This is a genomic window from Pseudomonas sp. NPDC087185 (assembly GCF_044744955.1).
Taxonomy (GTDB): Bacteria; Pseudomonadota; Gammaproteobacteria; order Pseudomonadales; family Pseudomonadaceae; genus Aquipseudomonas.
Genome location: NZ_JBIUZK010000011.1, coordinates 22,200 through 41,586, shown reverse-complemented (window position 1 = coordinate 41,586; position 19,387 = coordinate 22,200). Strand labels below are relative to the sequence as shown.

15 protein-coding genes are annotated in these 19,387 nt (G+C 65.0%); 8 read left to right on the top strand and 7 right to left on the bottom strand.

Annotated features, from left to right (window positions below; genetic code table 11):
- Positions 1–8: 8 nt before the first annotated feature.
- The 3 genes from ACIPIJ_RS27360 to ACIPIJ_RS27350 form a co-directional block, all read right to left on the bottom strand.
- Positions 9–830, bottom strand: coding sequence for a substrate-binding periplasmic protein (locus tag ACIPIJ_RS27360; protein ID WP_401082973.1), 822 nt, complete (start codon positions 828–830; stop codon positions 9–11).
- 78 nt (positions 831–908) lie between these two features.
- The gene (locus ACIPIJ_RS27355; protein WP_401082970.1) at positions 909–1,838 is read right to left on the bottom strand and encodes an electron transfer flavoprotein subunit alpha/FixB family protein; all 930 of its coding nucleotides are present in this window, start codon (positions 1,836–1,838) and stop codon (positions 909–911) included.
- Positions 1,839–2,588 carry an electron transfer flavoprotein subunit beta/FixA family protein gene (locus tag ACIPIJ_RS27350; RefSeq protein ID WP_400794086.1) on the bottom strand — a complete coding sequence of 250 codons (750 nt, stop codon included), beginning with the start codon at positions 2,586–2,588 and terminating at the stop codon, positions 1,839–1,841.
- A gap of 535 nt (positions 2,589–3,123) precedes the next feature.
- Here ACIPIJ_RS27350 and ACIPIJ_RS27345 point away from each other — a divergent pair.
- Positions 3,124–4,806 carry an electron transfer flavoprotein-ubiquinone oxidoreductase gene (locus tag ACIPIJ_RS27345; protein WP_401082967.1) on the top strand — a complete coding sequence of 561 codons (1,683 nt, stop codon included), beginning with the start codon at positions 3,124–3,126 and terminating at the stop codon, positions 4,804–4,806.
- 72 nt (positions 4,807–4,878) lie between these two features.
- Here the strand turns inward: ACIPIJ_RS27345 and ACIPIJ_RS27340 are convergent, their stop codons facing one another.
- The 3 genes from ACIPIJ_RS27340 to ACIPIJ_RS27330 all read right to left on the bottom strand — a co-directional run bounded on the left by ACIPIJ_RS27340 (position 4,879) and on the right by ACIPIJ_RS27330 (position 7,403).
- Positions 4,879–6,204 carry an MFS transporter gene (locus tag ACIPIJ_RS27340; protein ID WP_401082965.1) on the bottom strand — a complete coding sequence of 442 codons (1,326 nt, stop codon included), beginning with the start codon at positions 6,202–6,204 and terminating at the stop codon, positions 4,879–4,881.
- Positions 6,205–6,275: 71 nt separating this feature from the next.
- On the bottom strand, positions 6,276–6,755 hold the full coding sequence (locus tag ACIPIJ_RS27335) for a histidine kinase (protein WP_401082962.1): 480 nt from the start codon (positions 6,753–6,755) through the stop codon (positions 6,276–6,278).
- A gap of 171 nt (positions 6,756–6,926) precedes the next feature.
- A complete protein-coding gene (locus tag ACIPIJ_RS27330; RefSeq protein WP_401082959.1) occupies positions 6,927–7,403 on the bottom strand; it encodes a sigma-70 family RNA polymerase sigma factor in 477 nt (158 codons plus the stop codon).
- A gap of 213 nt (positions 7,404–7,616) precedes the next feature.
- On the opposite strand from ACIPIJ_RS27330, the gene ACIPIJ_RS27325 reads away from it, so the two are divergent.
- From ACIPIJ_RS27325 to ACIPIJ_RS27315, 3 genes are read left to right on the top strand one after another with little or no spacing between them, the layout of a single operon-like run.
- Positions 7,617–8,789 (top strand): efflux RND transporter periplasmic adaptor subunit, encoded by a 1,173-nt coding sequence (locus tag ACIPIJ_RS27325; protein ID WP_401082956.1) that lies wholly within the window; start codon positions 7,617–7,619, stop codon positions 8,787–8,789.
- The gene (locus ACIPIJ_RS27320; protein ID WP_401082953.1) at positions 8,790–10,754 is read left to right on the top strand and encodes a MacB family efflux pump subunit; all 1,965 of its coding nucleotides are present in this window, start codon (positions 8,790–8,792) and stop codon (positions 10,752–10,754) included.
- Between the two features lie 3 nt (positions 10,755–10,757).
- The gene (locus tag ACIPIJ_RS27315; RefSeq protein ID WP_401082950.1) at positions 10,758–12,164 is read left to right on the top strand and encodes an efflux transporter outer membrane subunit; all 1,407 of its coding nucleotides are present in this window, start codon (positions 10,758–10,760) and stop codon (positions 12,162–12,164) included.
- A gap of 57 nt (positions 12,165–12,221) precedes the next feature.
- Here the strand turns inward: ACIPIJ_RS27315 and ACIPIJ_RS27310 are convergent, their stop codons facing one another.
- Positions 12,222–13,847 (bottom strand): PvdJ/PvdD/PvdP-like protein, encoded by a 1,626-nt coding sequence (locus tag ACIPIJ_RS27310; RefSeq protein WP_401082948.1) that lies wholly within the window; start codon positions 13,845–13,847, stop codon positions 12,222–12,224.
- A 212-nt stretch (positions 13,848–14,059) separates the two neighbouring features.
- Between ACIPIJ_RS27310 and ACIPIJ_RS27305 the strand changes: the two genes are divergently transcribed.
- The 4 genes from ACIPIJ_RS27305 to ACIPIJ_RS27290 all read left to right on the top strand — a co-directional run bounded on the left by ACIPIJ_RS27305 (position 14,060) and on the right by ACIPIJ_RS27290 (position 19,336).
- The gene (locus tag ACIPIJ_RS27305; protein WP_401082945.1) at positions 14,060–15,406 is read left to right on the top strand and encodes a dipeptidase; all 1,347 of its coding nucleotides are present in this window, start codon (positions 14,060–14,062) and stop codon (positions 15,404–15,406) included.
- 16 nt (positions 15,407–15,422) lie between these two features.
- Positions 15,423–16,709 (top strand): aminotransferase class V-fold PLP-dependent enzyme, encoded by a 1,287-nt coding sequence (locus ACIPIJ_RS27300; protein ID WP_401082943.1) that lies wholly within the window; start codon positions 15,423–15,425, stop codon positions 16,707–16,709.
- A 105-nt stretch (positions 16,710–16,814) separates the two neighbouring features.
- A complete protein-coding gene (locus ACIPIJ_RS27295; protein WP_401083197.1) occupies positions 16,815–17,654 on the top strand; it encodes a formylglycine-generating enzyme family protein in 840 nt (279 codons plus the stop codon).
- A gap of 32 nt (positions 17,655–17,686) precedes the next feature.
- The gene (locus tag ACIPIJ_RS27290; protein ID WP_401082940.1) at positions 17,687–19,336 is read left to right on the top strand and encodes a cyclic peptide export ABC transporter; all 1,650 of its coding nucleotides are present in this window, start codon (positions 17,687–17,689) and stop codon (positions 19,334–19,336) included.
- Positions 19,337–19,387: the final 51 nt, after the last annotated feature.

Here is a 19,387-nt window from a genome sequence, read left to right as displayed (position 1 = left end):
CACTCTTCCTACTGTTTGGGGGCGTCCGCCTGTACTTGCATCTGCGCTTTCCAGCGCTCGACATTACGCTGCAGCACGGCTTCAGACGCACCGGAGATCGGCAATTCTGTCAGTTTTTTTGCCAGTTGCCCACGCAACCAGGTGTCATTGCACGCCGAGTTGTGCGAAACAGCCAGGTACAAGCCCGGCCGATCCACTGGCAGGCCGCGGGCGATCAGGTCGTTGCTCATGCCCAGGCTCTGGGTCATGGCCATGCCCGAGTAGCGCCCGGCCAGCACATAATCGACCTGGCCCAGCACCAGCTTCTGGAATGCCTGGGTGAGGTTCTGCGCCGGCACCAGCTTCAGCTGGGCCTTGGCGAAGGCGCTGAAGGCGGGGGTCAGGCGGGCGCGCTCCGACAGGCTGCCCTGGTATTTGGCAAGGTCCGCCGGGCCATCGAAATCGACCTCGGCGTCATGGCGGGTCCAGACCAGGTACTCGTTGAGCTGCAGGGGCGGGTGAATGTAGTCCAGCGCGGTCAATTGCTCGACCTGCATGGGGGTGTCGAGCAGCAGGTCCATGCGCCCGCTGCGCACCTCTTCCAGGGCCTGGTCACGCCTGCCGGCATTCAGCACGTCGACTTTGACGCCGAGTTCGGCAGCCACCTGGCGCAACAGGTCGACGTTGGCGCCGACCAGGTGTTTCGGGTCTTTCGGGTCCTGCCAGGAGTATGGCGGCGCATCCGGGCTGCCGGTTGCCACCAGGCGCTCACACTTGCCTGCCGCCATTGCCAACGGCGACAGCATCGCCACCGTGCATGCCAGCACCTTGCCTGCTTTGCGAAACGCCATCCTTCACTCCTTGCCCGCATAAAAAAAGCCCGGCCCTCGTTACAAGGGCCGGGCTTCTTTATAAGTGAAGCAGGCTTATCAGACCAGCTTTTCCAGCTCTGGAACCGCTTCGAACAGGTCAGCGACCAGGCCGTAGTCGGCTACCTGGAAGATCGGCGCTTCTTCGTCCTTGTTGATCGCAACGATCACTTTGGAGTCTTTCATGCCGGCCAGGTGCTGGATCGCGCCGGAGATACCGACGGCGATGTACAGCTGCGGCGCAACGATCTTGCCGGTCTGGCCGACCTGCATGTCGTTGGGCACGAAGCCTGCGTCGACCGCAGCGCGCGAGGCGCCAACCGCAGCGCCGAGCTTGTCGGCCAGGCTGTACAGGTGCTTGAAGTTGTCACCGTTGCCCATGCCGCGGCCGCCGGAAACCACGATCTTGGCGGCGGTCAGCTCTGGACGGTCGGACTTGGCCAGCTCTTCGCCAACGAAGGCGGAGATACCGGCGTTGTGCGCAGCGCCAACAGCTTCAACAGCAGCGGAGCCACCTTCGGCAGCCACGGCGTCAAAGCCGGTGGTACGCACGGTGATGACCTTGACCGCAGCGCTCGATTGCACGGTGGCAATTGCGTTACCGGCGTAGATCGGGCGCTTGAAGGTGTCGGCGGATTCGACCGAAATGATCTCGGAGATCTGGTCGACGTCCAGCAGTGCGGCAACGCGCGGCAGGATGTTCTTGCCATTGGTGGTGGCCGGGGCCAGCACGTGGCTGTAACCCGTGGCCAGCTCGACGATCAGCGGCGCGACGTTTTCAGGCAGAACGTGCGCATAGGCTGCGTTATCGGCAACCAGCACCTTGGCAACGCCCGCGATCTTGGCAGCGGATTCGGCAACGCCGCCGACGTTCTGGCCTGCGACCAGCACGTGCACATCACCACCGATCTTGGCGGCTGCGGCGACAGTGTTCAGGGTGGACGGGGCTACGGCACCGTTCTCGTATTCAGCGACAACCAGGATAGTCATTTAGATTACCTTCGCTTCGTTCTTCAGCTTCTCGACCAGTTCGGCCACCGACTTGACCTTGATACCCGCGCTGCGGGCAGCAGGCGCTTCGACTTTCAGGGTCTTGTTGGTGGAGGCGAGCGATACGCCCAGCGCATCTGGCGTCACAGTCTCCAGCGGCTTCTTCTTGGCCTTCATGATGTTCGGCAGCGACGCGTAGCGCGGCTCGTTCAGGCGCAGGTCAGTGGTGACGATCGCCGGCAGGTTCAGGGCAACGGTCTGCAGGCCGCCATCGATTTCACGGGTGACGTTCAGCTTGTCGCCAGCGACTTCAACCTTGGAGGCGAAGGTGCCTTGGGCGTAGCCGGTCAGCGCGGCCAGCATCTGGCCGGTCTGGTTGTTATCACTGTCGATGGCCTGCTTGCCAAGGATGACCAGCTGCGGCTGCTCTTTATCGACAACGGCTTTCAGCGCCTTGGCCACGGCCAGCGAATTCAGCTCATCGGCGGCTTCGACCAGGATGGCACGATCGGCACCCAGCGCCAGCGCGGTACGCAGCTGCTCCTGGGCAGTGGTCGGGCCGACGGAGACAACCACGATCTCGCTCGCCACGCCTTTCTCTTTCAGGCGTACGGCTTCTTCGACGGCGATTTCGCAGAAGGGGTTCATGGACATCTTGACGTTTGCAAGGTCGACGCCGGAGTTGTCCGCTTTGACGCGAACCTTGACGTTGTAGTCGACCACTCGTTTGACAGCTACAAGAACCTTCATGGATTCCTCGTTACTCTCCGGTGAATAGATAGTCGCCTGGGCTGAGCCCTGCGATGCGCGTGGGTACAAGGGCACCTCTAAAAACGTACCGGGAGGGGCAAACTTCACGGTGACCGAACAGTCTTCTTCAGACTGTTGCGGCAAATAGCTGCGGGTCATTTTCTGTGGCGGCGTGTAAACTCCACTACAAACCGTGATCTGGCCCGAAAGCCCTGCTCCACACCTGGTTTTTAGAGGTGTACCTGCGCCCGGCTGCAAGCCTACGGCGAACGTAAAACCGCTCGTATCTTGACCGCAACACCCAATCCGGTCAATACGGCAAATCGGTCACCCTCCAGCCGCGTTCCTGTGATTTTACTGGCCTGCGGCAAATTCAAACAAACGTTTGTATTGGACCCGCCAAGTGGTGTAGATATAATGCGCGGCCAAGACAAAACGGTGTAGTCCATCCTCTGCGCTGCTACAGCCGCTCCCGTGAAGCGCGGTGCGCATGATCACCCCACACCCATAAGACCAAGCAACAGCACGAGCCTTGATGAGTAGGAGAGAACCAGTGGAACGCGAATACATGGAATTCGACGTGGTCATCGTCGGCGCTGGCCCGGCGGGCCTGTCAGCCGCCTGCCGCCTGAAGCAGAAGGCCGCCGAAGCCGGTAGCGAGATCAGCGTCTGCGTGGTCGAAAAAGGCTCCGAAGTCGGTGCCCACATCCTCTCCGGCGCGGTATTCGAACCGCGCGCCCTGAACGAACTGTTCCCCGACTGGAAAGCACTCGGCGCGCCGCTCAACACCGAGGTCAAGCGCGACGACATCTACGTCCTGAAGGATGCCGGCAGCTCGACCAAGGTCCCTGACCTGTTCGTGCCCAAGACCATGCACAACCAGGGTAACTACATCATCTCGCTGGGCAACCTGTGCCGCTGGCTGGCCCAGCAGGCCGAGAACCTGGGCGTGGAAATCTATCCAGGCTTCGCCGCCCAGGAAGCGCTGTTCGACGACAACGGCGTAGTCCGCGGCATCGTCACCGGTGACCTGGGTGTCGACCGTGAAGGCAACCCCAAAGACGGCCTGTACACCCCTGGCATGGAACTGCGTGCCAAATACACCCTGTTCGCCGAAGGTTGCCGCGGCCATATCGGCAAGCAGCTGATCAAGCGCTTCAACCTCGACAGCGAGTCCGACGTGCAGCACTACGGCATCGGCCTCAAGGAAATCTGGGAAATCGACCCGGCCAAGCACGAGCAGGGCCTGGTGGTACACACCGCCGGCTGGCCGCTGGACGTGGTCAGCGCCGACAACACCGGTGGTTCGTTCCTTTATCACCTGGAAAACAACCAGGTGGTGGTCGGCCTGATCGTCGACCTGTCCTACGCCAACCCTTACCTGTCGCCGTTCGACGAGTTCCAGCGCCTCAAGCACCACCCGGTGATGAAGCAATACCTCGAAGGCGGCAAGCGTATCAGCTACGGCGCCCGCGCCATCTGCAAAGGTGGCCTGAATTCGCTGCCGAAGATGGTCTTCAACGGCGGCGCGTTGATCGGCTGCGACCTGGGCACCCTGAACTTCTCCAAGATCAAGGGCAGCCACACCGCGATGAAGTCCGGCATGCTGGCGGCCGAGGCCGTGGCCGACGCACTGATCGCCGGCAGCGAGGGCGGCGACGCCCTCAACACCTATGTCGAGGCCTTCAAGGCCAGCTGGCTGCACGAAGAGCTGTTCGCCAGCCGCAACTTCGGCCCGGCGCTGCACAAGTTCGGCCCGCTGCTCGGCGGCGCGTTCAACTACGTCGACCAGAACTGGTTCGGCGGCAAGCTGCCATTCACCCTGCACGACACCAAGCCGGACTACGCCTGCCTGAAGCTTGCGGCCGACTCGAAAAAAATCGATTACCCGAAACCGGATGGCAAGCTCAGCTTCGACAAACTCAGCTCGGTATTCCTCTCCAGCACCAACCACGAAGAGGAACAGCCCTGCCACTTGAAGCTGACGGACCCGAACATCCCGATCGCCAGTAACCTGCCGCTGTATGACGAACCCGCCCAGCGTTACTGCCCGGCAGGCGTCTACGAAGTGGTCACCCAGGAAGACGGCAACAAGCGCTTCCAGATCAACGCGCAGAACTGCGTGCACTGCAAGACCTGCGACATCAAGGACCCGGCCCAGAACATCACCTGGGTCACCCCTGAAGGCGCAGGCGGGCCGAATTACCCGAACATGTAAGCCCCTGCCCTTGCGGCAATAAAAAGCCCCCGGATCTCGCGACCCGGGGGCTTTTTCAATGGCCTGCCACCGTTATTTTTCGCAGCACATGGCCGCCATCGGCTCAGCCGAAAACTGAAGCGGCTCGCGGCGCCCGAAATACAGCGCAGTCAGCAGCCCGACCGTGCCCATGATCAGACAAAAGCCGACACACACCCACGGGCTCCACGGCATCAGCGCGATCAACGCCAGCGGTGTGGTACTGGCCCACAGCGCATAAGCGACGTTGTAGGTAAAGGAGATGCCCGAAACACGGATCTCGGCCGGGAACAACCCCACCATCACCGACGGCACCACCCCCACCACCCCACACGAAAGCCCCGCCAGCGCATAGGCCAGCCAGGTCATGCCCCACTGCCCCACCAGGCTCGCATACAGCGCACCAATGCCCAGCGGCAGCAGCAGGCTGTAGATCATCAACGCGCGCCAGGCGCCCAGCCGATCGACGAGCAAGCCGGCCAGCACGCAGCCGATATTGAGAAAGACGATACCCACACTGCTCAAGGCAAAGGTATGCCCCGCCGTCATGCCGAAGCGTTGCTGCATCACGGTCGGGGTGATCACCACCAGCACGACCACCGCTGACGTCAGCACGCAGGTCAGCAGTGCGGCCGGGATCAACGCCTGACGATGCTCGCCCAGCACCCGCCGCAGCGGGAACTTCACCGGCTGTTCCTGGCGCTCGCGCAGGGCCAGGAACACTGGGGTTTCACTCAGCCAACGGCGCAGCCATACACCAATCACCCCAAACACCCCACCCAGCAGGAACGGGTAACGCCAGGCGTAATCGAGGATCTCCTGCGCGGTAAAAGCCTGTGCCAACAGCGTCGCGGTCAGCGCACCCAGCAAATAGCCGAAGGTCAACCCGGCCTGCAGGAAACCCAAGGCATAGCCGCGCCGCCCATCCGGTGCGTGCTCGGCAACGAATGTCCAGGCACTCGGCACCTCACCACCGACCGCAGCGCCTTGCAGGATGCGCAACGCCAGCAGGATCAGCGGCGCCGCGTAGCCGATTTCGGCATACGTCGGCATCACCCCGATCAGCAGGCAAGGCAGCGCCATCATCAGGATGCTCAGGCTGAACACCCGCTTGCGCCCGAGGTGGTCGGCGAAATGCGCCATCAGGATGCCGCCCAGCGGGCGCGCCAGGTAGCCCGTGACGAAGATGCCGAAGCTTTGCAGCAGCCGCAACCACTCGGGCATTTCCGGCGGGAAGAACAGCTGGCTGAGGGTCAGGGCAAAGAACACGAAGATGATGAAATCGTAGATTTCCAGCGCGCCGCCCAACGCCGCCAGGCCCAGGGTCCGGTGATCGCCGCGGCTGAACCGGGGCGGGCGAGCGGTATCGATGGCAGTCATGGCAGGGGTCCGCAAATCGGCAAAGGGCAAGAGGATAGCAAATACTCACAACCTTGCCCTGCTCATCCCCACTAACGGCTGAACACCGTGTGGGCGAAGTTCCTGCGCGGGCGGAGCGGCGATGCGGCACTGGCAAGCCCCGGCGGCATCGGCAGCTTGCCGATCAGTATCGGTGCATCGATGATCGCCATGAAGGTCTCAAGCGCCTCGTTGTCCGGCACCTGCGGCAAGCTCACGTTCACCGCCTGGCGCTCGGTCTGCGGCACGACAGGCACCTTCAACTGGCGGGAGTGGTACAGCAGCGCATGCTGGATCTGCGCGCTGACCCGGCAAAATCGAGCAAGGTCGACACCGGCATGGCTGGCCAGCTCGATATTGCCCACTAGCAGGTTGAACGGCTGCAGGGCGCAATGCACCAAGCGCTGCAGCTCATCAAAACTCTCTACCGGGGCAATCCGGTAGTAGCCCAGGCCATTGAGCAGTCTTTCCAGCTGCAAGCGCTGGGACGGGTGCTCGTCGGCAATCAGGATGCGCAGAGTCTTGTTGGTCATTGTCGGACCTGGGCCGTCAGGTAGATAGGCACGCTCCCTGACCAAACAGCGCCAGCAACAGGCAACCACCAAGACAGCACACTTGGAGGGGTCAAGTTAGATAGTTGTCGGGAAAACGATAGAAATCAAGTTGCCAGCACACAGAATTTTCACCGGCCCCTCACGGGTTTTTCAGGATTCCCACTGGCGCATGCGCACGCGGCAATGCTTCATGGCGTTGACGATGTGCTTTTCCACCAGGCTGCGGGAGATGCCCAGGCGGGCGGCAATCTGCTGATGCGACAGGCCCTCGAGCTTGCGCAGCAGAAAGCTGTCGCGGCAGGGCTTGCTCAGTTCGGCCAGCGCGCGCTGCATCAACGCCAGGCGCTGATCAAGCTGCATGTCCTGAGGGAACGCCGAACTATGCCAGCGCTCATCCTGGTCGAGTACTTCCAGCGGTTCGGTCTGGCGGATGAGGTGGCGGCGGTGCCGGTCGACCACCAGGTTGAGCGCGGTGCGATAGAGAAATGCACGTGGATGCTCGATCGCCTGCGGGTCAGTACGCTCCAGCACCCGCAAGTAGGCATCGTGGGCTATATCCTCAGCCGCCTGACGGCTGCCAAGCCGCGCGCACAGGAAGTTCACCAATTCGCGATAGTAGTGTTCCACGGCGGCACCTGAATCGTCCTGCCAGCCTGGGCACGGCCAGGGCACAGGGCTGAGTGATATCAGGGTGCGATCTTACAAAGTATAATTATTCTCAGCAACAAGGCTGGATCGTCCTGGCCCGGCTAAATCCCACGTGATTGCCTTCGTCTATCGGGGACCTCCCTGCGCGCCACGATTGCCCGCGCGCGGCCATTACTCTGGCTGGAAGCCCTCATGAGACGTGTATTTCCTCTGCGCCGTCGCCTTGCCCTCGCAGGCCTCGGCCTACTCAGCCTGGGCAGCCTGCTCGCCTGGAAGGCCCTGCCTTTCGGCACACTGCCGGTCAATACCGTCACGGTCACCCGCGCCGACATCGAAAGCAGTGTCACCGCCCTGGGCACGCTGCAACCCCGGCGCTACGTCGACGTCGGCGCCCAGGCCTCGGGGCAGATCCGCACGCTGCACGTGGAAGCCGGCGACCCTGTGCGCAAGGGCCAGTTGCTGGTGGAAATCGACCCTTCCACCCAACAGGCCCGCCTCGACGCCGGGCGCTTCTCGATCGACAACCTCAAGGCCCAGCTGGCCGAACAGCATGCCCAGTTCCAGCTTGCCCGACAGCAGCTCAAACGCCAGCGTGCCCTGGCCGCCGCCGGAGCCACCCGCGCCGAAGACGTGCAGGCGGCCGATGCCCAGCTGAAAGTCACCCAGGCCCGCATCGCGATGTTCCAGGCGCAGATCCGCCAGGCGCAGGCCAGCCTGCGCAGCGACGAGGCCGAACTGGGCTACACGCGCATCTACGCGCCGATGGATGGCACGGTGGTGGCGGTGGATGCTCGCGAAGGCCAGACCCTCAATGCCCAGCAACAGACGCCCTTGATCCTGCGCATCGCCAAGCTGTCGCCGATGACGGTCTGGGCACAGGTGTCCGAAGCCGATATCGGCAAGGTCAAGCCCGGCATGACCGCGTACTTCACCACCCTGGCCGGTGGCAAACGCCGCTGGGCCAGTACCGTACGGCAGATCCTGCCCATCCCGCCCAAGCCGCTGGAGCAAACCAGCCGCGGCGGCGGCAGCCCGGTCAGCGCCACCAGCGGCGCCACGGGCAGCCAGGTGGTGCAGTACACCGTGCTGCTCGACGTCGACAACCCGGATGGCGCGCTGATGGCCGAAATGACCACCCAAGTGTTCTTCGTCGCCGGCAAGGCCAGCCAAGTGCTCAGCGTGCCGCTGGCGGCGCTGGATGAGCGTGGAGGCCAGCGCCTGGCCCAGGTGCTCGACGCGGACGGCAAGGTGCAGCAGCGCCAGGTGCGTACCGGCCTGAGCGACCGCCTGCGGGTACAGGTGCTCGACGGTCTCAGCGAAGGCGAGCGCCTGGTGATCGGTGCCAGCGCCAGCAGCGGAGGCTGAATGACAACGCCCCTGATCGAACTGGTCGATATCCGCAAGTCGTACGGCGGCCACGACACGCCCAAAGTGGACGTGCTGCGCGGCATCAGCCTGAGCATCCACCCCGGCGAGTTCGTCGCCATCGTCGGCGCCTCCGGCTCCGGCAAGTCGACGCTGATGAATATCCTCGGTTGCCTCGATCGGCCCACCTCCGGCCGCTATCGCTTTGCCGGCAAGGACGTGGCCGAACTGGGCAACGACGAGCTGGCCTGGCTGCGCCGCGAGGCGTTCGGCTTTGTCTTCCAGGGTTACCACCTGATCCCTTCCGGGTCAGCCCAGGAAAACGTCGAAATGCCCGCCATCTACGCCGGCACGCCAGCCAACGAACGGCACGCCCGCGCCGCGGCCCTGCTCGCACGCCTGAGCCTGGCCAGCCGCACCGGCAACCGCCCGCACCAGCTGTCCGGCGGCCAGCAGCAACGGGTATCGATCGCCCGTGCATTGATGAACGGCGGCCATATCATCCTCGCCGACGAGCCCACCGGCGCCCTCGACAGCCACAGCGGCCAGGAAGTGATGGCCCTGCTGGACGAACTGGCCAGCCAGGGCCATGTGATCATCCTGATCACCCACGACCGCGAAGTGGCCGCGCGCGCACACCGGGTCATCGAGATCCGCGATGGCCTCATGACCAGCGACTCGGCCAGCGACCAAGGCGCGATCGTCACCCACGAGGGGCTTCAGGCTCACGACCTGCGCCAGCGCCTGGACCGCGGCGCCACCCTGCGCGGCGCATGGAAAGGCGAGCTGCTCGAAGCCCTTCAGGCCGCCTGGCGGGTGATGTGGGTCAACCGTTTCCGTACCGCACTGACCCTGCTCGGCATCGTCATCGGCGTCGCGTCGGTGGTGGTCATGCTGGCGGTGGGCGAAGGCAGCAAACGCCAGGTCATGGCCCAGATGGCCGCCTTCGGTTCGAACATCCTCTACCTCAATGGCAAGCCGGCGACACTCGGCGAGCCGGCCGGCACCGTCACCCTCGACGACGTCGCCGCCATCGGCGAATTGCCGCAGGTCAAACACATCATGCCGGTGATCGGCGAAAAGCTCATGGTGCGCCAAAACAACAACAGCCAGGTGTTCTACGTGGGCGGCAACAACACCTGGTTCGAGGAAATCTTCAACTGGCCGGTGGTCGAAGGCGCGTTCTTCAGCGAGGCCGACGAGGCCAGCGCCGCGGCCGTAGCGGTCATCGGCCAGAAGGTGCGCGAGAAGATGCTCGGCAATCACGCCAACCCGATCGGCCAGTACCTGCTGATCGGCAACGTGCCGTTCCAGGTGGTCGGCGTGCTCGCCGGCAAGGGGGCCAGCTCGGGTGACCAGGACAGCGACGGGCGCATCGTGGTGCCTTACACCGCGGCGGCGATCCGCCTGTTCGGCCACCGCGACCCAGACTACATCACCGTCGCCGCGCGCGACTCGGCACAGGTCAACGACACCGAAGCGGCCATCGACCGGCTGTTGCGCCAGCGCCACCAGGGCCGCCACGACTTCGAGCTGACCAACGACGCCGCCCTGATCCAGGCCGAGGCGCGCACCCAGAACAGCCTGTCGCTGATGCTCGGGGCGATTGCCGCCATTTCCCTGCTGGTCGGCGGTATCGGGGTGATGAACATCATGCTCATGACCGTGCGCGAGCGCACCCGCGAGATCGGCATCCGCATGGCCACCGGCGCTCGCCAGCGCGACATCCTGCGCCAGTTCCTCAGTGAGGCGGTGATGTTGTCGATGGTCGGCGGCCTGAGCGGCATCGTCCTGGCGCTGGCCATCGGTGGCGGGCTGATGCTGGCCGACATCGCCGTGGCCTTTGCCCTGCCTGCCATTCTCGGTGCGTTCGCCTGCGCCGTCGTCACCGGCATCGTGTTCGGCTTCATGCCGGCACGCAAGGCCGCCCGACTCGACCCGGTGAAAGCCCTTACCAGCGAATAAGCCATGACCTTGCCAAGCCGCATCAGCCTGTTGACCCTCTGCCTGGGCCTCACCGCCTGCAGTACCTCACCCGCCCCAACAAGCGGTATTGCTGCACCGCAAGCTTGGCAAGGCGAAACCGCCCTACCCTCGGCTGGCCCACCCTCGGCACGCTGGTGGCGCACGTTCGCCAGCAGCGAGCTGGACCAGCTAGTCGAGCGCGCCCGGCGCAATGCCCATGACCTCGCCGCCGCCACGGCCCGGGTGCGCCAGGCCCAGGCCCGCGCGGTGGTCGCCGGGGCGCCGCTGTTGCCCGACGTGCAGTTCGGTCTGGACGGCAGCCGCCAGCGTCTGCTGCACGGGCCAGGCAACAACGCGCTGGATGTCAGCAAGCACGCACCCACCTACCGCACCTTCGCCACGCAACTCACCGCCCGCTATGAGCTCGATTTCTGGGGCGGCCTGCGCGCGGCCCGCACCAGCGCCCTGCACGGCCTCGACGCCAGCCGCTTCGACCGCCAGACAGTGGAGCTCACACTGGTCAGCGCCGTGGCCGACAGCTACCTGCAAGGCCTGGCCCTGGAGGAACAACTGCGCATCGCGCGCCTGAACCTGCGCAACGCCCGTGACGTGCTGAACCTGGTCAAGACCCGCCAGCGCGTGGGCTCTGCCACCCGCCTCGAACTTGCCCAGCAGCGCAGCCTGGTGGCCGCTCAGGAGCGCCAGGTGCCGCTGCTCGAGCAGCAATGGCAGGACAACCGCATCACCCTCGCCACCCTGCTCGGTGACCCGGTACAAGCTTTGCCTGCCAGCCACCAGGCGATTGCTACCCTGCAGTGGCCGCGCATCGGCAGCGGCGTGCCCAGCGAGCTGCTGGCGCGGCGGCCGGACATCGCGGCCGCCGAGGCACGCCTGGCCGCCGCCAACGCCAACGTGCAGGTGGCCAGGGCTGCGATGCTGCCCAACGTCACCCTGGGCGCCAGCCTGGGCACCGGTGCCAGCACCTTCGCCGAGGTGCTCGACAGTTCCTACTACACCCTCACGGCCGGCCTGGTCGCGCCCATTTTCAACAATGGCCGGCTACGCGCTTCGCGCGAGCTGGCCGAAGCCGAGCAGGACGAACTGCTGGAAAATTACCGCAGCAGCATCCTGGCCGGCTTTGCCGATGTCGAAAAAGCCCTCAACGCCATCCAGGGCGTGGAGCGTCAACGGCAATGGCAGGAGGAGGAAGTACAACAGGCACGTCAGGCCTTCGACCTGGCACAGCAACGCTATGGCGCCGGCGCTGAAACGCTGCTGACGGTGCTGGAGACACAGCGCACGCTGTACCTGGCCCAGGATCAGCAGGCGCAGCTGCGCCTGGCTCGCCTGCAGGGCAGCGTGGCGTTGTACAAGGCACTGGGAGGCGGCTGGCAGGTAGGGTCGCGCTGACGCTGAAGCCATGGGGGAAGTACCGCCCGCCGCCCATGGCAGCCTGCACGTGAAGGGCTAGCGCGGCTGCCCGACGACCTTGAGGTTGCGTGCATACCAGGGCCGTTGCGGCACCTTGGGCCGCAGCCTGGCAAAGATGTCCTCATTGCCGTAGATGATGCGCAAGGCCAGCTTCATGGTTTCCGGGTCCATTTCAACGCTGCGCCCTGGCCGCAACCCTGGCACGGTGGAGCAGCCGTGGGTGTCCGGGCCCAGCCACGGGTCTGCCACCTGCACCCAGCGCCCCGGAGCGAACCACGGCACACCGTTGATTTCCATGCGCCGCACTTCACCCGGATGCAGCCGCTCGTGAGCGCGGAACCAGTCCTCGATACGGTCGTCGATCCAGCCATGGAAATGCCAGAACACCGGGTTTACATGGGATGAAAACGGGTCGCCAAGGAAATCGTTCTCGGCGCCATACCAGCGTTGGGCAAAATCGTTGGGCGTGCGCGCCATCGGCACCGGCATGCCATTGGCAGGGTCGCGCGGCACCGACGCCCAACGCATGTGCAGCCAGTCGTGCAGGCCCAGCTCCACTTCCGAGCCGAATTGCCCCAGGGTCAGGGTGCTCAGGTATTCCGGGTCGCTGTAACGCGACTCCCAGACCTGGAAGTTGCCATTGAAGGTGTCCGGGCTCTTGATGTCCCGCACCCACTGGGTGTATTCGGCGTCCCCCGGCGCCAGCCAGGTGGGCGGCAAGGCATTGCCGTCATGGTTGTCGAAATAACGGGCGAAACCACCGCGGTCCCGCTCAAGTTCCGGCTGCGGCAGTGGAAACCGTGGCCACGACGGCAATGGCTGTATGGCCCGGGCGCTGCGCAGCATATGCCGGTGCATGAAGAAAAAATCCTCGCCCGAGCCGTTGCGGTCCTTGTGCCGGCCCCGCGCATCACGCTCCCGGTCGCGCGGCCCGGGCTGCCAGCCGAGGCCACGCAGGGCGTTGTGCTTGTCGTCGTCGAGCTTGTGCCATTTGTCCCGTGAAGCGTGCCAGAGCTGGTGAAACAGGCGGTGCTCCGGGGCGATCAGCCAGGCCAGCAGTTGCGGTGACAGCGGCGTACGCTCGCGCGCCTCGGGGAAGGTGCGCTTGAGCGCCACGAAGCGATTGTCCTGCAGCGGCAGCGCGAGCGAGCGGTCCAGTGACGCGATGCGCCCGTTGAGGGTGGCCGGCCCGGCATTGCCGAACGCCCCCCACACCTCGTCCAGGACGATATGGCATTCGTAGCGCGCTGGCTGCTCGCCCCCCTCGTTGCCGAGCAATCGCCAGCGCAGCGTGCCCGGCTTGTCTGCCAGCAGGTCGCCGACCACGCGGTAGCGCGGCGGCGCCTCGCCCCGCAGGCGCTCGGGGGTGTCGAGGTAGCCGCGCAGGCCGCGCCCGCTCGGTGCAACATCGAGGAACAATTCCAGCTCGCCCTCGGGCAGGCCCTGCAAGCCGGCGTCCCTGCCCAACGCAGTCCAGCGCCAGATGCCGCGCAGTGTGTCGCCCAGCTGCCGCAGGCGGCTGTCAGCCAACTCGACCACCGCCTCGCCTGGGGTCTCCGGGAATTCCTCGGTGGCTCGCTGGCGCTTCAAGTAAAGCGCCCCCGGCACCGCCACCCCCGTCAATGCCACACCGGCGATGAACCAGCGTCGAGAAATCGTCATTGCAACTACCTGCGCTTTCATTGCGGCCATGGAGCACGGCCCGTCCAACGCTAGAACGTTGCAGGCACGGCGAAATTTACCGCAGCGCGTGGCCGTGCCCGGCGCCGTCAGGTGCGATGCCTGCGGCTAAATTTCCACCGCGCGGGCTCGTTCCCTCCAGGTAGCGGCGGCCTCTGTGCCCATCCCTCGACGGTGAACCTACTGAGACCAAGATGACGACACCACGCTGGAAAAAAGCCCTGTACATCAGCCTGACCGCGGCCGTCGCCGCCGGTGCCGGGCTGGCCGCCTGGCAGTACCTGAAGACGCCGGCCGGCTACCCGCGCGAGGTGGTGCGCCAGGCCAACGACCTGCAGGAACGCATCATCTCGTTCGACAGCCATGTGACCCTGCCGCTGAATTTCGGCAGCCGAGGCAGCGAAGCCGACCAGGACGGCCGAGGCCGCTTCGACCTGGCCAAGGCCGCCCGCGGCCGCTTGTCCGGCGCCGCCCTGACCATCTTCGCCTGGCCCGAGTCGTGGACCGGCAGCAATGGCCCGCATCGCCCCACCGACGGCTTCGTCGAGGCCGCACGGCATACCCAGGAGGTCCGCTACAACGCCATCAGCGCCATGGTCCGCGACTTCCCCGAACAAGCCGGCATCGCCTACACCCCACAAGACATGCGGCGCCTGCACGGCGAGGGGCGCTTCGCGGTGTTCCTCAGCATGCTCAATGCCTACGCCTTGGGCGATGACATCGACCAGCTGGACCGCTGGGCGGCGCGCGGCGTGCGCATGTTCGGCTTCAGCTATGTCGGCAACAACCGTTGGGCCGACTCTTCACGCCCGCTGCCGTTCTTCAACGACACCGTCGATGCGCTGGACGGCCTGTCGCCGATTGGCCAGCGCGCGGTGCAACGGCTCAACGACCTGGGCCTGATCATCGATGTGTCGCAGATGTCCAGCAAGGCGCTGGCCCAAGCGGTGCAGCTCAGCCGGGCGCCAGTGGTGGCCTCGCATTCGGCCCCGCGCGCCATGGTCGACATCAACCGCAACCTGTCCGACAAGGAACTGCAACTGATCAAGGACAGCGGCGGGGTCATCCAGCTGGTGGCCTTCTCCACCTACCTCAAACCGCTGAGCCGCCAGACCCAGGACAAGCTCAACAGGCTGCGGGCGCAGTACAACCTGCCGCCGCTGACCAACCTCAACTACGCGCTGATGCCCGGCGACCCGGTGATTGCCGGCTGGCCCGAGCAGAAGGTCGGCCAGTACGCCAACGCGCTGTACGCAATCCTCGACGAAGAACCCCCTGCCACGCTCAAGGACTACGGCGACGCCATCGACTACACGGTGCGCAAGGTCGGCATCGACCACGTCGGCCTGAGCTCGGACTTCAATGAAGGCGGCGGCATCGACGGTTGGCACGACGCCAGCGAGGCGCGCAACGTGACCGCCGAGCTGATCACCCGCGGCTATTCCGAAGCGGACATCACCAAGCTCTGGGGCGGCAACTTCCTGCGGGTATGGGAGCAGGTGCAGCGCGCCGCCAAACCCAACGCCACCTCGTCCCGATGACCCAGCGAGCGTATTCATGAACGATCGCCGTACCTTCCTCAAGCAGGCTGGCCTGCTCGCCGCCAGCCTGCCCCTGGCCGCGCAACTGTTGCCCAGCGCCCAGGCCGCCACGGCGCGGCCCATGGCCGACGACGCCTGGGCCGGTTTTCGCAGCCTGTTCGAGCTGGACCCGAACTACGCACACTTTGCCAATTTCCTGATCACCTCACACCCCAAACCGGTGCGCGAGGCGATCGAAGCCCTGCGCGCGCAGTTCGACCGACACCCGGCCCGCCTGGTCGACTGGGACAGCCAGTCCGAATGGAAACACGAAGCGCAGGTGCGCGAAGCGGCCGCTCGCTACCTTGACGTGGCGCCGCGCCAGATTGCCCTGACCGGCAGCACCACCGAAGGCCTCGGCCTGATCTACGGCGGCCTGAAAATAGCCCCTGACCAGGAAGTGCTGACCACCGTGCACGAGCACTCCGCAGCGCGCCACACCCTGAACTTTCGCACCGCGCGCGATGGCACGCCGGTACGCCGGCTGCGCCTGTTCGAGCAACCCTGGAACGTCAGCACCGACCAGGTACTCGGCACCCTCGCTGCCGCCATCGGCCCGAAGACCCGCGTCCTGGGCATGACCTGGGTGCACTCTGGCAGCGGTGTGAAGCTGCCCGTCGGCGAAATCGGCGCCCTGGTGCGCGAGGTCAACCGTAACCGCGACGAGCATGACCGGCTGCTGTACGTGATCGATGGGGTGCACGGGTTTGGCGTCGAGGACATGCGCTTCGCTGACCTGAACTGCGACTACTTCATTGCCGGCACCCACAAGTGGATGTTCGGCCCACGCGGTACCGGCATCATCTGCGCCGCCTCCACCGCGCTGGGCCCGTTGACTCCGACCATCGCCACCTTCTCCCAGGACGAGGATTTTGCCACCACCCTGAGCCCAGGCGGCTATCACGCCTTCGAGCACCGCTGGGCATTGGGCAAAGCCTTCGAACTGCACCTGCAATACGGCAAGGCGGCGATCCAGGCGCGCATCCACGGCCTCAACGATTACCTCAAGCAACGCCTCGAAACGCTGCCGGCCGTGCAGTTGGTGACACCGCGCAGCGCCAGCCACTCGGCTGGCTTCACCTTCTTCCGGGTCAAGGATCAGAACGCCGACCAGGTCGCCAGCCAGCTCAATCGCCAGCGCATCGTCGTCGATGCCGTGGCGCGCGATGTCGGCCCGGTGGTGCGCACCGCGCCTGGACTGCTCAACACCGAAGCCGAAATCGACCGTTTGATCGACGTGTTGCGCCAAACGTTGCCCAGTTGACCATTGCCTTTTTTCTAGCCACCCGCTGACGGAATCCTGTTCATGCCTCATCTACTCACCGCTCTGCCCAGGCCACCGCTGCATCAGCTGGGCCAGCTTGGCGCCATGGCCGTGCTTGCCCTCGCCGCCTGTTCGCAGGCCCAGGCAGCCGCCGCGCCGCAACCGGGCAGCCTGTTCAAGGACTGCCCCCACTGCCCGGAAATGGTCGTGCTGCCTGCCGGCAGCTTCGTGATGGGCACCCCGGAAGGCGAAACCGGCCGCGAAGCCGATGAAGGCCCGCAGCACAACGTGACCTTCGCCAAGCCCTTCGCCATCAGCCGCTACCACGTCACTGCCGGCGAGCTCGATGCTTACATCAAGGAAACCGGCGTGACCATCGCCGATGGCGATGAGCGCCCCGGCCGCCGCTGCACCGCCAGCAAGCCCAGCTACAAGCAGGGCCCGCGCCAGCCCGCGGTGTGCGTCAGCCACCCCGATGTGCAGGCCTATGCCAGGTGGCTGTCGGCCAAGACCGGGCATGTGTACCGCATGCTCAGCGAGGCCGAGCGCGAATACGCCGCCCGCGCCGGCTCCAGCGGCCCGTTCCCGTTCCCGTTCGATAACGACGACGCGCAGAAATACAGCATCGCCCAGCACGCCAACACCTACGGCCCCACCGACGGCTACGCCTACACAGCGCCGGTGGGCAGCTTCCCGGCCAACGCCTTCGGCGTGTACGACATGCATGGCAACGTCTACGAATGGGTCGCCGATTGCGGCCACCCCAACTACGTCGGCGCCCCCAGCGATGGCAGTGCCTGGACCACCGGCAAATGCCAGACACGGGTCATGCGTGGCAACGACTGGGGCGAGGCGCCGGTGTTCTCGCGTTCCGGCAATCGCAACTACCGCGCCCCCGAAGTCCGGGGCGATTTCCTTGGCTTCCGGGTTGCCCGTGAGCTGTAAGCCTTTCATGACGCGCGTATCGGGAGACGCTCATGTCCACTAAACCCCGCGGCGCCATCCGCGAACTGTTCACCCTGCTCAGGCCCTTCTGGCCGCTGGTAGCTGTTTCGATCGTGCTGGGCATGATCGGCGGCCTGAGCGTGACCGTGCTGCTGGCAACCATCAACCAGGCCCTGCACAGCGACGCCGGGCTGACCCAGGGCGTGGTGCTCGGCTTTGCCGGCCTCTGCGTGCTGGCCCTGGGCTGCACGATCTGCTCGGACATTGGTACCAACCATGTCGGCCAGCACATCATCGCCACCTTGCGCAAAACACTGGGCGAAAAAGTCCTGGCGGCACCGATCGACCAGATCGAACGCTACCGCAGCCACCGCCTGATCCCGGTGCTGACCCGCGATGTCGATACCATCAGTGCGTTCGCCTTCGTCTTCGCACCGCTGGCCATCTCGCTGACCGTGGTCATCGGCTGCATGGGCTACCTGGCGATGCTGTCGTGGCCGATGTTCCTGATCATGCTCGCGGCCATCGCCCTCGGCACCGTCATGCAGTACATCGCCCGGGCCCGCGGCATGCGCGGTTTCGAAGCGGCGCGGGAGGCCGAGGACGAACTGCAGAAGCACTACAACGCGATCGCCGCAGGCGCCAAGGAGCTGCGCATCCACCGCCTGCGCCGTCAGCGCATGTTCAGCCATGGGATCCAGGAAACCGCCGAACGCATCTGCACCACCCAGATGCGCTCGATCAACACCTTCGTGATTGCCAAGAGCCTGGGCTCGATGCTGTTCTTCGTGGTCATCGGCCTGGCGCTGGCGCTGCAGTCGATGTGGCCCAGCAACGACCCCACGGTGATGAGCGGTTTCGTCCTGGTGCTGCTGTACATGAAAGGGCCGCTGGAGCACTTGATCGGCACGCTGCCGATCATCAGCAAGGCGCAGATCGCCTTCCGCCGCATCGCCGAACTGTCCAGCCAGTTTTCCTCGCCCGAGCCGCACCTGCTGCTGGACGACCGCAGCCAGCCGGCGATGAACCTGAATACGCTGGAACTGCGTGACGTGCGCTATCGCTTCCCGCCGGTCGAGGGCAGCGAACCGTTCCAGCTCGGCCCGGTGAACCTGCGTATCGACCAGGGCGAGATCGTCTTCATCGTCGGTGAAAACGGCTGCGGCAAGACCACCTTGATCAAACTGCTGCTGGGCCTGTACGCGCCCCAGGAAGGCAGCATCCTGATCGATGGCAAGCCGGTGACCGCGCAGAGCCGCGACGACTACCGCCAGTTGTTCACCACCATCTTTGCCGACTACTACCTGTTCGACGAGCTGATCCAGGGTGACAAACCGGTGCCGCAGGATGCCGAGCGTTACCTCGAGCGCCTGGAGATCGGCCACAAGGTCAGCATCCGCGACGGCAAGTTCAGCACCACCGACCTGTCGACCGGCCAGCGCAAGCGCCTGGCCCTGGTCAGCGCCTGGCTGGAAGAGCGCCCGGTGCTGGTGTTCGACGAGTGGGCGGCCGACCAGGACCCCACCTTCCGCCGGGTGTTCTACACCCAGCTGCTGCCCGACCTCAAGCGCCTGGGCAAGACCATCATCGTCATATCCCATGACGACCGTTACTTCGATGTCGCCGACCAACTGGTCCGTCTGAGCCGCGGACAGGTCGTCTGCGAGCCGCAACCCGCCTGATCGAACGCCAGAAAAACCGGAATGAAAAAAACTTTCCGGTTTTTCTGGCGT

Coding starts and splice junctions, on each gene's coding strand:
- ACIPIJ_RS27360 (WP_401082973.1), bottom strand. CDS start 830: ATGGCGTTTCGCAAAGCAGGCAAGGTGCTGGCATGCACGGTGGCGATG.
- ACIPIJ_RS27355 (WP_401082970.1), bottom strand. CDS start 1,838: ATGACTATCCTGGTTGTCGCTGAATACGAGAACGGTGCCGTAGCCCCG.
- ACIPIJ_RS27350 (WP_400794086.1), bottom strand. CDS start 2,588: ATGAAGGTTCTTGTAGCTGTCAAACGAGTGGTCGACTACAACGTCAAG.
- ACIPIJ_RS27345 (WP_401082967.1), top strand. CDS start 3,124: ATGAGTAGGAGAGAACCAGTGGAACGCGAATACATGGAATTCGACGTG.
- ACIPIJ_RS27340 (WP_401082965.1), bottom strand. CDS start 6,204: ATGACTGCCATCGATACCGCTCGCCCGCCCCGGTTCAGCCGCGGCGAT.
- ACIPIJ_RS27335 (WP_401082962.1), bottom strand. CDS start 6,755: ATGACCAACAAGACTCTGCGCATCCTGATTGCCGACGAGCACCCGTCC.
- ACIPIJ_RS27325 (WP_401082956.1), top strand. CDS start 7,617: ATGAGACGTGTATTTCCTCTGCGCCGTCGCCTTGCCCTCGCAGGCCTC.
- ACIPIJ_RS27320 (WP_401082953.1), top strand. CDS start 8,790: ATGACAACGCCCCTGATCGAACTGGTCGATATCCGCAAGTCGTACGGC.
- ACIPIJ_RS27315 (WP_401082950.1), top strand. CDS start 10,758: ATGACCTTGCCAAGCCGCATCAGCCTGTTGACCCTCTGCCTGGGCCTC.
- ACIPIJ_RS27310 (WP_401082948.1), bottom strand. CDS start 13,847: ATGACGATTTCTCGACGCTGGTTCATCGCCGGTGTGGCATTGACGGGG.
- ACIPIJ_RS27305 (WP_401082945.1), top strand. CDS start 14,060: ATGACGACACCACGCTGGAAAAAAGCCCTGTACATCAGCCTGACCGCG.
- ACIPIJ_RS27300 (WP_401082943.1), top strand. CDS start 15,423: ATGAACGATCGCCGTACCTTCCTCAAGCAGGCTGGCCTGCTCGCCGCC.
- ACIPIJ_RS27295 (WP_401083197.1), top strand. CDS start 16,815: ATGGCCGTGCTTGCCCTCGCCGCCTGTTCGCAGGCCCAGGCAGCCGCC.
- ACIPIJ_RS27290 (WP_401082940.1), top strand. CDS start 17,687: ATGTCCACTAAACCCCGCGGCGCCATCCGCGAACTGTTCACCCTGCTC.